Origin of the sequence: Rhizobium sp. NRK18 (genome assembly GCF_024385575.1) — a bacterium.
Classification (GTDB): domain Bacteria; phylum Pseudomonadota; class Alphaproteobacteria; order Rhizobiales; family Rhizobiaceae; genus JANFMV01.
In genome coordinates, this window is the sequence record NZ_JANFMV010000004.1 from 332464 (window position 1) to 347943 (window position 15480).

General features: G+C 62.4%; 13 protein-coding genes and 1 pseudogene. 8 read left to right on the forward strand and 6 right to left on the reverse strand.

The window, feature by feature from the left end; all coding sequences use genetic code 11:
• The first annotated feature begins 22 nt into the window (after window positions 1–22).
• From NN662_RS20775 to NN662_RS20790, 4 genes are read left to right on the forward strand one after another with little or no spacing between them, the layout of a single operon-like run.
• Window positions 23–1075: an ABC transporter substrate-binding protein gene (locus NN662_RS20775; protein ID WP_261932324.1), complete on the forward strand. Its 1053-nt coding sequence runs from the start codon at window positions 23–25 to the stop codon at window positions 1073–1075.
• Between the two features lie 25 nt (window positions 1076–1100).
• Entirely contained in the window at window positions 1101–1973 is an 873-nt protein-coding gene (locus NN662_RS20780; RefSeq protein ID WP_261932325.1) for an ABC transporter permease, read from the forward strand.
• On the forward strand, window positions 1970–2761 hold the full coding sequence (locus NN662_RS20785) for an ABC transporter permease (protein WP_261932326.1): 792 nt from the start codon (window positions 1970–1972) through the stop codon (window positions 2759–2761). The genes NN662_RS20780 and NN662_RS20785 overlap by 4 nt, the downstream gene beginning before the upstream one ends.
• Window positions 2761–3816 (forward strand): ABC transporter ATP-binding protein, encoded by a 1056-nt coding sequence (locus NN662_RS20790; protein WP_261932327.1) that lies wholly within the window; start codon window positions 2761–2763, stop codon window positions 3814–3816. Before NN662_RS20785 ends, NN662_RS20790 begins: the two co-directional genes overlap by 1 nt.
• A 161-nt stretch (window positions 3817–3977) precedes the next feature.
• On the opposite strand, the pseudogene NN662_RS20795 reads toward NN662_RS20790, so the two are convergent.
• Window positions 3978–4487: pseudogene (locus NN662_RS20795) on the reverse strand (IS6 family transposase); the annotation flags it as partial.
• Between the two features lie 422 nt (window positions 4488–4909).
• Here NN662_RS20795 and NN662_RS20800 point away from each other — a divergent pair.
• Complete coding sequence (locus NN662_RS20800) at window positions 4910–5989, forward strand: site-specific integrase (RefSeq protein ID WP_261932328.1); 1080 nt, start codon at window positions 4910–4912, stop codon at window positions 5987–5989.
• A gap of 12 nt (window positions 5990–6001) precedes the next feature.
• Here the strand turns inward: NN662_RS20800 and NN662_RS20805 are convergent, their stop codons facing one another.
• A complete protein-coding gene (locus NN662_RS20805) occupies window positions 6002–8422 on the reverse strand; it encodes a transketolase (protein ID WP_261932329.1) in 2421 nt (806 codons plus the stop codon).
• A 122-nt stretch (window positions 8423–8544) separates the two neighbouring features.
• Between NN662_RS20805 and NN662_RS20810 the strand changes: the two genes are divergently transcribed.
• Window positions 8545–9009, forward strand: coding sequence for an Lrp/AsnC family transcriptional regulator (locus tag NN662_RS20810; protein ID WP_261932330.1), 465 nt, complete (start codon window positions 8545–8547; stop codon window positions 9007–9009).
• Between the two features lie 28 nt (window positions 9010–9037).
• On the opposite strand, the gene NN662_RS20815 is transcribed toward NN662_RS20810, so the two are convergent.
• Both NN662_RS20815 and NN662_RS20820 read right to left on the reverse strand, forming a co-directional pair.
• Window positions 9038–10039: a TIGR00341 family protein gene (locus NN662_RS20815; protein WP_261932331.1), complete on the reverse strand. Its 1002-nt coding sequence runs from the start codon at window positions 10037–10039 to the stop codon at window positions 9038–9040.
• 131 nt (window positions 10040–10170) lie between these two features.
• Window positions 10171–11160: a bile acid:sodium symporter family protein gene (locus NN662_RS20820; protein WP_261932354.1), complete on the reverse strand. Its 990-nt coding sequence runs from the start codon at window positions 11158–11160 to the stop codon at window positions 10171–10173.
• Window positions 11161–11251: 91 nt separating this feature from the next.
• Here NN662_RS20820 and NN662_RS20825 point away from each other — a divergent pair, with 91 nt between their 5' ends.
• Together NN662_RS20825 and NN662_RS20830 are read left to right on the forward strand one after the other, a co-directional pair.
• Window positions 11252–12112, forward strand: a complete 861-nt coding sequence (locus NN662_RS20825; protein WP_261932332.1) for a LysR family transcriptional regulator — start codon at window positions 11252–11254, stop codon at window positions 12110–12112.
• 59 nt (window positions 12113–12171) lie between these two features.
• On the forward strand, window positions 12172–12924 hold the full coding sequence (locus tag NN662_RS20830; RefSeq protein WP_261932333.1) for a YoaK family protein: 753 nt from the start codon (window positions 12172–12174) through the stop codon (window positions 12922–12924).
• A 1-nt stretch (window position 12925) separates the two neighbouring features.
• Here NN662_RS20830 and repC read toward each other — a convergent pair whose 3' ends face one another.
• Together repC and repB are read right to left on the reverse strand one after the other, a co-directional pair.
• Entirely contained in the window at window positions 12926–14140 is a 1215-nt protein-coding gene (repC, locus tag NN662_RS20835) for a plasmid replication protein RepC (RefSeq protein ID WP_261932334.1), read from the reverse strand.
• 245 nt (window positions 14141–14385) lie between these two features.
• Window positions 14386–15450, reverse strand: a complete 1065-nt coding sequence (repB, locus tag NN662_RS20840) for a plasmid partitioning protein RepB (RefSeq protein WP_261932335.1) — start codon at window positions 15448–15450, stop codon at window positions 14386–14388.
• Window positions 15451–15480 lie beyond the last annotated feature (30 nt).

Consider the following 15480-nt stretch of genomic DNA (forward strand, 5'->3'; position numbering starts at 1 on the left):
TCAAATCTGAGAGGAAGCAGACATGAAATCCTATTCGATACTGGCGACCACCGCCATCATGACAGTCTTGATGCAATCCGGAGCAATGGCAGCCGACGTCCATGTTCTCAACTGGAAGGGCTATGGGACCGACGAACCGTGGGCCGTGGAAGCCTTCGAAAATGCCACCGGCAACAAGGTCATCAACGATTACTTCAATTCCGAACAGGAAATGCTGACCAAGCTGCGGACCAATCCCGGCCTCTACGACGTCGTGATGATCAATGCTGCCTTCAATGACCAGGCGACGTTGGAAGGACTGATCCAGCCGATCGACACCAGCAAGATCGCCAATGCGGCGAACATCAGCGAGGAAAAGGCCAAGTCGCCGCTGCTCAACCACGACGGCCAGACCTATGGCGTGCCGTGGGTCTGGGGACTGACCTCCATCGCCGTCAACGACAAGGCCTTCGACAAGACCCCGACCTCCATCCAGGTGATGTGGGATGAAGCCCACAAGGGGCGTGTGGTCTTGCGCGACGACGCCCTCGAAGCCATTCAGTTCGGCGCCATTGCGACCGGGCAGAACATCAACGACATCAAGGACATGGATGCAGTAAAAGCCAAGCTTGCGTCCCTGATGCCACAGATCCGCACGTTCTGGAGTGCGGAGAACGACTGGAACCAGATGGTTGCCGCCAACCAGATCGACGTCGGTACCTACTGGAGCGGTTCGGCGTCGCGCGCCAAGAAGAACTTCGGCCTTCCGGTCACCTTCGTCGTTCCGGAAGAAGGGGCGGTCGGCTGGCTCGATGCCTTCTCCATCCCCAAGGGATCGAAAAACGTCGAGGGCGCGGAAGCCTTCATCAACTACATGATCGATCCGACGTTCTACGTGGAATGGGACAACAAGGTCGGCGCACCGGTTTCGGCCAATACCGCGGCCGTTGCCGAACTGCCGGAAGACGCGTTCAACCGAAAGGTCATGGGAGACCCGCAGGTCGCAGCGCGCATCCAGTTCCAGGCGCCCGTCTCGGATGCCGACCGCGAGAAGTACCTGCAGATCTGGCAGGAACTGAAGGTCAACGTGAAGTAACCACGATCGGAGGAAGGAGCTCGGCATGGGCGCATCACAATCCCGGCTCGGGCATCGTTCGACGGTAAATGCCGCCGCGCCGCTGCTCCTTCCCGCCTATCTCTGGCTGATGGTGGCAATCTTCCTGCCATTGTCGGCCATGGTCTTCTTCAGCTTTGCCAGCGACATGCCCTTCATGGGCAAGCCCTGGTCGCTGACATTGTCGAACTACGCCGATTTCTTTTCGAGCGACGTCTACGCAAAGCTTCTGGTGTCGTCGCTGCGCCTCGCCTTCGAGGTCACGGTCTGGTGCATCATTCTCGGCTTCCCGTCAGCCTATGTGCTGGCCAAGGTGTTCAAGGGCAGAACACGGGAAGCGATCTTCCTACTTGTCATCCTCCCCTTCTGGAGCAACGGCCTCGTCCGCATCTTCTCCTGGGCGATGGTGCTGCGCAGCGGCGGCATACTGGATACGGCGCTGAACGCTATCCTGCCATTCAAGGTCAATATCGACCTGATGTATTCCTATCCGGCCGTCATCATCGGCCTCGTGCATTCCTATGTGCCCTATATCGTGCTCACCTGCTACCTCAGCATCCAGGCGATCGATGACAGCCTGATCGAGGCGGCACGGTCGCTCGGCGCATCGCGCTTCAGGATTTTGAGGCGCATCATTCTCCCGCTGTCGCTGCCGGGCATCATCGCCGGAGCCGTTCTCGTCTTCGTGCCGGTGATCGGCTCGTTCATGGAGCCGCGCATCCTCGGAGGACGGACCGGTACCTTCTACGGGACCGTCATTGAAGACCAGTTCGTCGCCGTCTTCAACTGGCCGCTGGGAGCCGCCCTCTCCTTCATCCTGCTGGCTCTCGTCCTAGCCATCCTGGCATTGGCCTCCCCCGTCATGAGGAAAGCCGCATGAGCAAGACCACGCGCTTCCTCAACTCCATCGGGCGCCTCTATGTCGGCCTTCTCCTGGCCTTCCTCTATCTGCCGATCGTCATCATGGGTCTGATGTCGTTCAACGCCTCGCCCTTCTACCAGTTGCCGTTAAAGTGGTCGACGACATGGTATCGGGCGCTGTCGCAAGACGGCCAGCTGATCGGCGCCGCCCTCAACAGCCTGGAGATCGCCGTCATCACCACGATCGTCGCGACGGTCATCGGTACGGCCGCATCGCTGGCCTTCTTCCGCTACGAATTCAGGGGCAAGAAGCTGCTTCAGGCGCTGCTGCTGCCGCCGATCGCCATTCCGTGGCTGATCACCGGCACGGCGATGCTCGTCTTCTTTTACGGCATTGGCATAGGCCGCGGCCTGCACGCCATCATACTCGGCCATGTGGCGCTCGCCCTGCCCTATGTCATCATCGTGATCAATGCCCGCCTCCAGACCTTCGCGCCAGAGCTTGAGGAGGCGGCCCGCTCGCTTGGCGCCAGCCAGTGGCAGATCACCCGCAGGGTGACCCTGCCCTATCTTGCACCGGGCGTCGTCGCCGGCGGACTTTTCGCCTTCGCCGTTTCCTTCGACCAGTTCGTCGTCTCCTATTTCCTGGCGACCCCGGGGCAGACGACGCTTCCGGTCGAAATCTACGCAGCGATCCGCAAGGGCTTCACGCCCGAGATCAACGCGGTGTCGACGATCATCATCGTCATGTCCATGGTCCTGATGCTGGTGACCGCCCGCTTCTACAAATTCGGAGGAAATAGCTGATGGCCAGCGTCGAGGTGAAAAACCTGTCACGAAGCTTTGGCATCTACAAGGCGCTCGACGATATCTCGGTACGCTTCAAGGATGGCGGTTTCTACGCACTTCTCGGCCCGTCCGGCAGCGGCAAGACCACGCTGTTGCGGATGATCGCCGGCTTCGACTATCCCGATACCGGCCACATCGAGATGAACGGCGAAAGCGTCGAGAGGGTTCCCCTGGAAAAGCGCAACATCGGCATGGTGTTCCAGAACTATGCGCTGTTTCCCAACATGACGGTGTTCGACAATGTCGCCTTCGGACTCAGCGTGCGCGGCGTCGCGCGCGAGGAGATGCGAGCGAAGGTCATGAACGCCCTCGACCTCGTGCAACTCGGCAAACTCGAAGGCCGCAAGCCGCACCAGCTCTCCGGCGGCCAGCGCCAGCGTGTGGCGCTCGCGCGCGCGATCGTCATCAATCCTCGCGTCCTGCTTCTCGACGAACCGCTCGGAGCACTGGACAAGGCCCTGCGTCTCGACATGCAGGTCGAATTGAAGCGCATTCAAAGGGAAATCGGCATTACCACCGTCTTCGTCACCCATGACCAGGAAGAAGCCCTGACCATGGCGGATCGCATCGGCCTCCTGAAGGATGGAAGACTGATCGAAGAAGGACGGCCGGAAGACATCTACAACTGCCCGAAGACCCTGTTTGCCGCGACCTTCCTCGGGGACGCCAATATTTTCGAGGGCGACTGGCAAGACGGTGATATCATGCTAGCCGACGGGCGTGCCGTGTCTGTCGCCGCCGGCCGCGAAACACAATCCGGAAAAATTCGCTGCGCCGTTCGCCCGGAGCGGATCCGGATCGTCTCGGCTGAACAGCCGAGATTGGACAACGTGCTGGACGGCCGCATCGAGCGCAGGCTCTTTGCCGGCAACAGCACGACGCTGTTCGTCAATCACAACGGCCGCGAAATCCGCGTCGGCCTGCCCAACACCGGATCGGTGAGCCACGACGACGGCGAAGCCGTCACGCTGACATGGTCCCGCGAAAGCACCATACCGGTGACGGCGGCCTAGCCCGCTCCTGGAGAAAAGCGCAAAGTGCACGTCATGGGCATCATAAACTTAATGGGCGCGAGGCAATGGTGGCCCGCTTGCACCACGGCGGTTCATGTCCGAGCGATTTTCGCCCACAAGTTCATCGCCTCTGAGCGCATTTCGCGATGATGCCTGGACTAAATGTCGTGTCGGGGGATGTGGAACAGATTGGCGATTGGATCATGAATGGAGACAAACCGCTGCAAATAGCGTTGAGACTTGAGATGCTTCACGATCCGCTCCCGTCGCCGGATTGGCTGGTCGGAGTTCTCCGCTAGATTGTTCAAGTCCTTATGCGAACGGTGTTCGACACCGGGCATAATCTCGCACTTTGCAGCGACGTAAGATAGAAGCTTGTCAGTGATCATAACCCGCGGCGCTCGGCCCTGGCTCTTCAAGAGCTTGCTCATCAAGGGCTTGGCCGCCTCGGCATTGCGGCGGCGAATCTCGCTGGCGAAGGCGCCTCCAAACTTCTCTGACCACAGCCGGACCGTCTGGTGCAATTCAATAATGCCTCGGGCCGCCAGAGTATCCTCGACGATTCGCAAGTTGAGAGGAAAACGGAAATAAAGCCAGACGGCATGGGCGATGATCTCGGCGGGAAAGCGATGGCGGCGATAAGCGGGTCGTGGTCTGTCATGGCCCGTCATCCCACATCGAAATCCTGGTGATCTGAATGATCGGGTGCTCGTCACTGTTAACATACCTACTTGGCACAGCCCGGATGGCAAATTTCAGAGCCCGGCGAAACATAGCAGCCGGCGCGCACTGGTGAGGATCGCTTAAGATCATCGTGCTATTTCAAACCCTTGCGAGAGGCGGGAGCAGTGTCCCGCTGCGAAGGACTGTGGGCGCATGGCGATCGATCTTCCGGAGATCTTCAGCCAGGCCAGCGTGGGCTTACGCGGAGACGACGGACGGATCAGGTGCAGCCGACAAAAATCCAATGAGCAGTTATCTCGAAAAATATGCGCATAACCGCACGCCATGTCTCTACAGCAATACGCCCGATAATCTTGCATTATCGTTCTTTATTGTCATTATAGAGAAAATCAGCTCTCCGAGGCCGCAAATGCCGGAAAACGATCGCTATCCGTACTCTGCTCCGTCTCTCGGCACGGCGGCGGATGATCATTTGCAGGATTCCGGGTTGTCGGGTGGAGCTCCGGGCCATCTGGCGCCGCTGGTCGAGCGCGCCCGCGGCTACGTTGAAGCCTCAAGCTCGGCCAATACGCAGCGCGCCTATGCGGCCGACTGGAAGCATTTTGCCGGTTGGTGCCGGCGTCAGGGACTGTCTCCCCTCCCCCCGGATGTGCAGACCGTCGGGCTCTACATCACCGCCCTGGCGTCCGGCGAAGCCGCGCCCCGCGCCCGGGCGAGCTCGGTTGCCACCGTCGAGCGACGGCTGTCGGCATTATGCTGGAACTACACGCAGCGCGGGCTCCTGCTCGACCGCCGCGACCGCCATATCGCAACCGTGCTTGCCGGCATTCGCAATCGTCATGCAGCACCCCCGCGCCAGAAGGAAGCAATCCTACCCGAGGAGCTGATCGCCATGGTCGAGACGCTCGACAGGGGCACGCTTCGGGGTCTGCGCGATCGCACCATGCTTCTGATCGGCTTTGCCGGCGGCCTGCGCCGCTCGGAAATCGTCGCGCTCGACTGCGGCCGCGACCAGACGGAGGATGGCGGTGGCTGGATCGAGGTCTTCGACAAGGGAATGCTGGTGACGCTGCGCGGCAAGACCGGCTGGCGCGAGGTCGAGATCGGCCGCGGCTCCTCCGACCTCACCTGCCCCGTCCATGCCGTCGAGACCTGGCTGAAGCTTGGCAGGATATCTCATGGTCCCCTCTTCCGCCGCGTCACCGGTCGCGGCAAGGAGGTCGGACCCGAAAGGCTAAAGGATCAGGAAATCGCCCGCCTCGTCAAGAAGACCGTGCTCGCCGCCGGCATTCGCGGCGAGCTGCCGGAGGCCGAACGCGTAAGGCTATTCTCCGGCCATTCGCTGCGCGCCGGCCTTGCCTCCTCGGCGGAAGTCGACGAGCGCTATGTGCAGAAGCAGCTCGGCCATACGTCAGCGGAAATGACCCGCCGCTACCAGCGCCGGCGCGACCGCTTCCGCGTCAACCTGACGAAAGCGGCAGGACTTTAGCGCCTCCGCCGATCAACCCGTTGCCGAAAGCCCCTTTAGCGGCCGGCCGGACGTCAGGCCGGTGGCGATCTCGGCGATCGACTGCGCGTCGATCCCGAAATGGCGATAGAGGTCGGCAACTGTTCCCGTCTGGCCGAAATGCTCGACGCCGAGGCTGACGGTCCGGTGGCCCGCGACACCGCCAAGCCAGGAGAGCGTCGCCGGATGGCCGTCGATGACGGTGATGATGCGGCAATGGGCAGGCAGCGGTTCCAGCATGCGTTCGATATGGCTCCGCGCACTCGCATTTCCGCGCGCACGGGCACGTTGCGCCGCCTGCCAGCCGGCGTTCAACCGGTCGGCCGAGGTGATCGCCAGAACGCCGATGTCGCGCCGGCTGTCGGCCAGCATGCCGGCCGCCGCAATCGCCTCGGTCGCGACCGTGCCCTGATAAGCGATGATCAGATCCGCATTCGGCCCCGGCTCCTTCAGCCATGTCGCGCCGTCGATCACCTCGCGAGCAAAATGCGGGTTTGGCTTGCGGGCCGGCTGCTCGATCTGCCGGGTTGAGAGCCGCAGGTACACCGATCCTCCCGTCTCGTCGCGCAGCCAGGTCCGTTCGTCGCGGTCCCCTTCCCCGTCGCGCTGCATGTAGTCGAAGGACCAGCCCATGATGATCGCCAGCTCGTCGGCAAAGGCGGGCTCGAAGCTCGCCAGACCGTCCTGGCTCATGCCGATCAGCGGCTGCGCGATCGACTGATGGGCGCCCCCCTCCCCTGCGAGCGACACGCCGGATGGCGTGCCGACCACCATGAAGCGGGCATCCTGGTAGCAGGCGTAGTTCAGCGCATCGAGGCCGCGCGAGACGAAGGGATCGTAGAGCGTTCCGACCGGCAGCAGCCGCTCGCCGAACAGCGAATGCGACAGCCCGGCGGCGCCTAAGAGCAGGAACAGGTTCATCTCGGCAATCCCGAGTTCGATATGCTGGCCCTTCGGCGAGAAATCCCACTTCTGCGCGCTCGGAATGCGCTCGGAACGGAAGACGTCGGCCAGATCCTTGCGCGCAAACAGCTGCTTGCGGTTGACCCAGGGGCCGAGATTGGTGGAAACCGTGACGTCCGGCGAGGTGGTGACGATCCGCGCGGAAAGCTCGCTGTCGCCGCGGGCAATGCCGTCGAGGATCTTGCCGAACGCCGCCTGGGTGGAAATCTCCTCACTTGGCGCGGCCGGGCTTGCGGACACTTCGGCCGGGACGCTGACCGTTTTCGAGGTATAGCGCCGCGTCCCTCTGGCAAAGAACGGCACCTGATCGAGGAAGCCGCGCAGCGCGTCTTCTGAAAGGTCCAGCCCCTCGAAGGGCGACCATTCCTCACCTTCGCGGATCTTCATCGCCTCCTGCAGGCTCGTCATCTGCGCCGAGGTCATCAGGCCGGCGTGGTTGTCCTTGTGGCCGGCGAGCGGCGTGCCGTAGCCTTTCACGGTATAGGCGATGAAGGCCGTCGGCCGGTCGTGGTCGATGCCATTGAAGGTCTCGCTCAGCGTTTCCAGGCAGTGACCGCCAAGATTGTTCATCAGCGCCGCCAGTTCCGTGTCGGAGCGCTTCTCGATCAACGCCGTCACGTCGCCCTGGTCACCGATATCGTCGAGGAGCCGCTTGCGCCAGGCAGCACCGCCCTGGAACAAGAGCGCGGAATAGGTCTGGTTGGGACAGGTATCGATCCAGCGCTTGAGCGCCTCGCCGCCCGGCTCCTCGAAGGCAGCGCGCTGCAGGGCGCCGTATTTCAGCGTCACGACATCCCAGCCGAAGGCGCGGAAGACGGTTTCGATCCGCTCATAGAGCCCTTCGCGAACGACACCATCGAGGCTCTGGCGGTTATAGTCGATGATCCACCAGCAATTGCGCAGGTCGTGCTTCCAGCCCTCCTGCAGCGCCTCGTAGACATTGCCCTCGTCGAGCTCCGCGTCGCCGACCAGCGCGATCATCCGGCCGGGCCGGCGCTTGCCATCGAGCCAGCCCTTGGCGGCGACATAGTCCTGGATGATCGAGGCAAACGCGGTGATGCCGACGCCGAGGCCCACCGAGCCGGTGGAGAAATCCACATCGTCGATGTCCTTCGTGCGGCTCGGATAAGACTGCGCGCCGTGATAGCCGCGGAAGTTTTCAAGCTTCTCGCGCGTCTGGTTGCCCATGAGGTACTGGATGGCATGAAACACCGGCGAGGCATGCGGCTTCACAGCCACGCGATCCTCGGGCCGCAGAACGTCGAAATAGAGCGTCGCCATGATCGAAGCCAGGGAAGCGCTGGACGCCTGGTGACCGCCGACCTTCACGCCGTCGACCTTCTCCCGGCGGTTGGCCTGGTCAATCATCCAGCAGGCAAGCCAGAGGATCTTCTTCTCCAGCGCCTTCAGCGCTTTCGTCTTTGCAATCTGCGTGCCGGCCTTGGCGGTCATGCGTGTCTCCTCCCGGTCTCTGTAAGCTTCCAGCATATCGCCCTTCAAAGGCGATTTTCTTGCAAAGACTGCCGCCGGCCGCTAACTTTCGCAAAATTCTGCCAGAAGATTTGGAATTTGTGATGATTGATGCCAACGAGGGCGAACTGGACAAGATTGATCGCGCCATCCTGCGCGAGCTGCAGAAGAACGCCCGGATTTCGAACCAGGAGCTGAGCGAGAAGGTCGGCCTCAGCCCGTCCCCGTGCCTGCGCCGCCTCCGCCGTCTCGAGGACGAAGGCTTCATCGCCGGCTACACGGTGAGGCTCGACGAGGAAAAGATCGGTTTGCCGGTCGCCGTATTCCTGTCGATCAAGCTCGACCGCCAGGTCGACGCCCAGCTGACGTCGTTCGAAACCGAGATCATGAAGCACCCGGAAGTGGTCGACTGCTGGCTGATGACGGGCGAGAACGATTATCTGCTGCGCGTGCTGGCGCCGGGCCTGCGCGAATACGAGCACTTCCTGACCGGCAAGCTCACCAAGATCCCCGGCATAGCCTCGATCCAGTCTTCGGTCTCGCTGCGTCGGGTCAAGGGCGGACTTTAGATCCCCTCCCCTGCCGGCAAGCCGGGCGCTAGACCGGTTTGCGGAAGAAGATGACGACGCCCATCACGATCAGCAGCATTGTCCAGACGGCGAGACTGACCACAACGGATTGCCGGGCCGAGCGCTGCTCCAGCCATGTGCGCGGCTTGATCCCCTGCGTGCGGAACACCAGCACCGCGGCCAGATTGACGCTGACAATGTTGACGATCAGCAGCAGCATGGCACCGCTGGCGTTGTAGTATTCGCGGGCGCCGAGCATGATGCCGGCCGCGGCCGCCGGCGGCAGCAGCGCCACGGCGACCATGACGCCGACGAGCGCGGTCGGAAGTCCGGCCGTAATCGACAGCACCGCCGCCGCACCGGAGGCGAGCGCCAGCGCAATTCCGTCGAAGCCGACCCGGGTGCGCGACAGAAGCTCCGGCGAATCCAGTGGAAAATGCCCCAGAAGTCCGATGCCTGCACTCAGGACCAGCGCGGCGCCGAGACCCGCGACACCGGTCAGAATGGCCCTTAGCATCATCTTGCCGTCGCCGAGCGCGACGCCAAAGGAAAATGCGAGGTTCGGACCGAGCAGCGGTGCAATCACCATGGCACCGATCACCACGGCGATATTGCCTTCGATCAGACCGATCGAGGCCACCACGGTCGAGAGGATCGTCTGCAGGATGTAATTGTAATTGAGATCCGCACCATGGGAGACCTGGGTATAGATCTCCTCACGCGTCGCTTCGCGGTTCTCGCGCTTGCGCTCGGCCTTCTCCTCCTCGCTCTCCTCCTCGTCCTCCGTCGGGATCGTCGCCTCGACGGCGGTCACCATCACCCGGCTGCCGTCGCTGTTTCCAACCGCATTCTGGAGCGCGTCGAGGAGTTCCTGTCGGTCGCAGCGGCCGAGCAGCAGGTAATAGAGCCGCCTGCCTTCCTTTTCGGCCGGCAGGGACCAGTATTCCAGCGCATTGAACCGATCGGCGATTGATGAAATGCGGTCCGCATATCGCTCTTCGGCAAGGACTTCGATACGACGCAGCGCCATGATATTTCCATTTCCGGTTTATCGATGCGGACAACCGGGGCCGGTCGCGCGCTTCAGGCAAGCCAAGCTGAAAAGTTGACTGCAGTCAACTCGTCTGGGACATAACGCATTGGCCGGAAAGGAGTTTCATCCTATTTTACGGAAACTGCAACCGGGGCGTCCTCAACCGCCTTTCGGGCGTAGCGCTGGGCAATCACGGCGCAGGCCATCAGCTGGATCTGATGGAACAGCATGATCGGCAGAACGATGGCGCCGACCGGCTGGCCCGCAAAAATCGCATTCGCCATGGGGACACCCGAGGCGAGACTCTTTTTCGAACCGCAGAAGGTGATGGTGATCTCGTCTTCGCGCGAGAAGCCCAGAGCCCGGCTGCCGAACATGGTGAAGGCCAGCACGAAGGCGAGCAATGCCATGTCCAGAACGACAACGAGGCCGAGGTCACCGAGCGAGAAATTGTGCCACACGCCCTCGATCACCGCTTCGGAAAAGGCGCCATAGACCACCATCAGGATCGAGCCGCGATCGATCGGCATCAAGAGCTTCTTGCGGGCGCGCACCCAGTCGCCGATCCAGGGCTGAAGGATCTGGCCGGCGATAAAGGGCAGGAGCAACTGCGTGAAGATCTGCAGCACCGCATCCATTGACACGCCGGAATGGCCGCCGGCCTGGAGAAGCAGACCGCAGAGCAGCGGGGTCAGGATCATGCCGGCCAGATTGGAGGCGGACGCGGCGCAGATTGCGGCCGGAACATTACCTCCGGCCATGGAGGTGAAGGCGATCGACGACTGCACGGTCGATGGCAGGGTGCAGAGATAGAGAAATCCGATGAACAGCGTAGGCGGCAGCATGTCCTTGACCGCAAAGCCGATCCCCAGACCCAACAGTGGAAAGACGCCGAAGGTCACGGCCAGGATGACGATGTGCAGCCGCCAGTGCAGGATGCCGGCCACCACGACGTCGCGCGACAGGCGCGCCCCGTGCAGAAAGAACAAGACCGCGATCGCCACCTTGGTCGCGACCGAGAACCAGGCCGCCGGCGCGCCGCTAATCGGCAGTTGCGAGGCAAGCGCCACTGTCAGGACGAGAAGAAGGGTGAAGGTATCGGGCAGAAAGCGGCGCATGGTCTTCCAGGACATTGAGATTGCGAACATCGGCAATCTAGGTCATCATATTTCACGATACAAACGCTAACAATTATCGCGAAACGCAATAATGCTGAATCTCACCCACCTCTCCAGCTTCATCGCCCTGCAGCAGACCGGCAGCTTCACGCTCGCCGCCGCCCGTCTCGGCCTCAGCCAGTCGACCGTCAGCCAGCATCTGCAGCGCCTGGAAGACGAACTCGGCAAGCAGCTGATCTGGCGTACCACCCACGCCGTCCGGTTGACCCCGGATGGCGAACTGCTGATCGGTCATGCCCGCGACATGGTCGAAATGGACGGCCGGATCCGCGAACTGTTCCACCAATCGCGGCTGCGCGGCCGCCTGCGGCTCGGCGTTTCGGAAGATTTCGTCGCCACGCGCCTTTCCGCCGTGCTTGAAAACTTCATCCGCCTGCATCCGCTGGTCGATCTGGAACTCACGGTCGACCTTAGCGGCGTTCTTTATGAAAAGCAGGGCCGCGGCGAACTCGATCTCGTTCTGGCCAAGCGCATGAAGGACGATGCCCGGGGCCGGCTGCTCTACCGCGAACCGCTGGTCTGGATGGCCCGCAGCCGCAATTTTCCCTTCAACCCCGGCGACATCCTGCCGCTGATCGCCTATCCACCACCAAGCATCACCCGCCGTGTCGCGCTCGAGGCACTGGAATCCCACGGCATTGCCTGGCGGATCGTCTGCACCTGCCCGAGCCTGACCGGGCTGGTGGCAGCAGCGCGCGCCGGCATGGGCGTCCTCGTCCAGCCGCGCAGCATGGTGGAAAGCGGGCTCGAGGAACTGAGCAATTCCCGCCTGCCTCAGCTCGAACAGGTCGATTTCGTTCTTGTTCCCTCCCGTGGCGCGGATGCCGCCATCGTCGAGGCGATTTCCAACGAATTCCTCTCGCAGATTTCCGCGCCTGGCCGGGAACGCTAGCATGGCTTGCGTCCACCCGGCCTCAGGCGTATCACTGGATCAGATTTCCCGGGACTTCCATGCGCAGCTATTTCAAAAGCCTTGCCGGCCGTGACCGCAGCGAGCGGAGCGACCGCCACCTCGCCTTTCTTCTGACCCTGATCGCGGGTGCTGCGAATGCCGGCGGCTTCATGGCCGTGCACCAGTACACCTCGCACATGTCGGGCATCGTCTCGTCGCTGGCAGACAACCTGGTGATCGGCAATCTCGTGCTGTTCCTGCATGGATTTGCCGGCCTCGTCGCCTTCATCCTCGGCGCGGCCAGCTCGGCCATCCTCATCAACTGGGCCCGCCGCCGCGATCTCTATTCGCAATACGCCCTGCCGCTGGCGCTGGAAGCCGTCCTTCTCCTCGCCTTCGCCGGTTCCGACCTGCTGCCCGAGGGTTCGGCGCTGCACTCCGCCATCGCGATCATCATGCTGCTCTGCTACGTCATGGGCCTGCAGAACGCCATGATTACCAAGCTGTCCGGCGCCCGCATCCGCACCACCCATGTGACCGGCATGGTCACGGACATCGGGATCGAACTCGGCAAGGCGCTTTACCGCAATCCGCCGCATCCAGGCCCCGCCTCCCCTGCTCCCGTCGTCGCCGACCGGGCCAAACTCGGACTGCTCGCCAGCCTCGTCTCGCTGTTTTTCTCCGGCGGCGTGTTCGGCGCGCTGCTGTTTGCCCATTTCGGCGTCGCAGCCGGCCTCATCCTCGCGCTGCCGCTCGTCGTCATCGTCAGCTATCCGCTGTTGACCGACATGAAGGTGAAGCGGGTGCACTGACCTATTCCTTCGACCGTTCGAGCGCCTGAAGCATCGGGAAGATGCTGAAGGCGAGTTTCTCGGCCTTCTGGGTCAGATCTCGGAGATATCCGCCGGGCGATCGAATGCTTTCCGCCCGTTCGAGCATCATCGCCACGACGACCGCCGCCGCCTGCTCACCCATGGCCGCCCTCGCCTTCTGCCATGCGTCGAGCGAAATGCCGAGCATGGAGCGCACCAGATCGGCCGTCACGATCAGATCGGCCCAAGAGGAGATCCCGTTTCGGGCATAATCACCGATTTGCGGGCAAATTCGCTTCACCCTGGCAAGGCTCACCGCCAGTTTCTGCTCCGGCGCTGGCTTTGGTTCCGCAGCGGTTCCCGCACGACCTAGGTCATAGCCGTTTAATTCAATTGGAGAGTCTGTATTTGAATTCTGAATATGGCGCTCGTTATGAGCGTCATTGCCGCTCATTTCTTCTTCAGAAAGCATTGATAGATAAGTGTTTTCCACCTCAGTCCGCAATCTGGCGAGTTCATCCCGGCGTGTCGACAGAACTTCGAGCGCCGCGTGTCTCGGCAATCGTCCTGCAATGGCGGCCAGACGCTCCGTATAACCAAGCCAGTCGCCGCCCCTGCCCTCTTCGAGCGCGCAGGCAATGATCTTGGAGATATCGCGCTGGTGCAGCGTGACTTCCGAGCGCAGGGCGCGTTCCTGGCGGGCACGGAGACGCTCCTCTTCCGCCGCAGCGTGGATCTCCGCCGCCTTGAGCGCCAGGGGCGCCAGATCGAAGCCGAACGCATCCTCCACCTGCCCCGTGTCGTCACGGCGAGCGTAGCGCTTGCCATTGGCGCTGTCACGGCGGAAGATCATGCCGGCATCGACCAGGGCCGCCAGATGGCGCCGGATCGTCGCCGGTGCCATGCCGCGGGCCCGCATCGACAGTTCCCGGTTCGACGGGAAGACGATGATCGGCTGGCTGCCGTCCAGTTCGCGTTCATTGGTGAAGCTTACAAGCGCTTCGAGCAGGCAGATCGTGCGATCGCCAAGCCCAAAAGCGAAGCGTGCCTCGGTCAGGGCTCTCAGGAGCTGCCATTTGTCGGCCTTGCCGGTATCGTTTCCGCCCTCGCCTGCGCGCAGGGCTTCCTGCCTCCTGGAAACGGCAGTCTGGCGGGCGAAAACGCGCGCACTCATCCTGCCGCCGCCGAAAGGCGTCGTCGCAATATTGTCAGTCATCGTCAGGTCCTCTGATGAGAGGCAAGACGGTCCCGTGGACGCACCGATTTCAGGGCGAACTGACGCTGGCCGGCGGCACAAACCTGTCCCCGACTCTTGACTTTGCCGTGCGGAAGTGATTCTCTCGAATTGCTACATAAGAAGAGGGCTTCCGAAATGGTGACGTTTTGGGGGCCTTTTTTCTTGTCTCCGCGCTTCCTTTCCTTCGCTTCACGCAACCATCGGCGGGCCTCAGCCCGGCCGAATCAGTCGTTGTCCTTTGTGCCGCCCGCCTTCAGGAAGGCAGCGTAATCCTGGTCCAGCCGCTCCGTGAGCGCGGCAATGAAGCCTGCATCCACAGTCGCCTGGAATTCGATCTTCACGCCCTTGCCCTTGCGGTTGACGCGGGCAAACACCTTGCCATCAGGACCGGTCAGGTCCTCGATGCGCGGATCCGGACGGCGACGGCTGCGCGTCAGACGCTCGAACAGCATCTGGAAGCGCCGGTCGCTGTCGGCCGACCTGAATTTTTCCGAATGAACCTCGTCGACGGCCTTCTCGATCGCCGCCCCGCCGCCGGTGGCAAACAGCTGGCCAAGCGCCATCCATCGCTCGCGTCCGGCCTTCGGCGCCGGCCCGATGGCCCGCACATATTGAACCGGCACGCTGTCGGCGACCTGCAGCAGGCGCGAGAGCTCGCTCTTCTGCACCGCGAGCGCATCGCCGATCACCTTGCGGTCGAAGCCGCGCTCGACCAGCGCACTGGCAAACAGCGCCCGCTCGATGAAGCTCAGATTGCGCCGCTCGGCGTTTTCCTTGCCCTGGGCAAGCACCAGCTCGTCGTCGCTCAGTCCCTTGACGATCGCCTTGACCGTCGCGCCGAGGCGCACCGCCGCCTTCAGCCGGCGATGACCATAGGCGACCTGATAGCGGCCCGTCTGTTCGGGATGCGGACGCACAAGGATCGGCACCTGCTGGCCGTTTTCGCGGATACTATCGACCAGCGCCAGGAAATCCGGATCGTCCCGCTCCGCATCGCTCAGGCGGTCGGAAATGAACGACGAGTCGATGCGGTCAGTTTCCAGCGCAACGACGCGTTCGCCCTCCTCCAGCGCCTGGCGAAGCGCCTTGGCCTCTTCCGCCTCGCGGGTGATCGACGACAGCGACAGGCCCATGGCCTTGATCGCACCGGATGACGTGCGGGCATGCGGCGCCGCAGGCTCGGCCTTCGGCTCCGATTTTGTTTCCGGCGCCGGATCGGTCGCCGGCGGGGTCAGGCCCTCACCACCGAACAGCGCCTTCAGGGAGTTTTTGCGGTCGCGTCCGGCCATCAGTCACGCCCCCATGCCGTGTGAATGAGT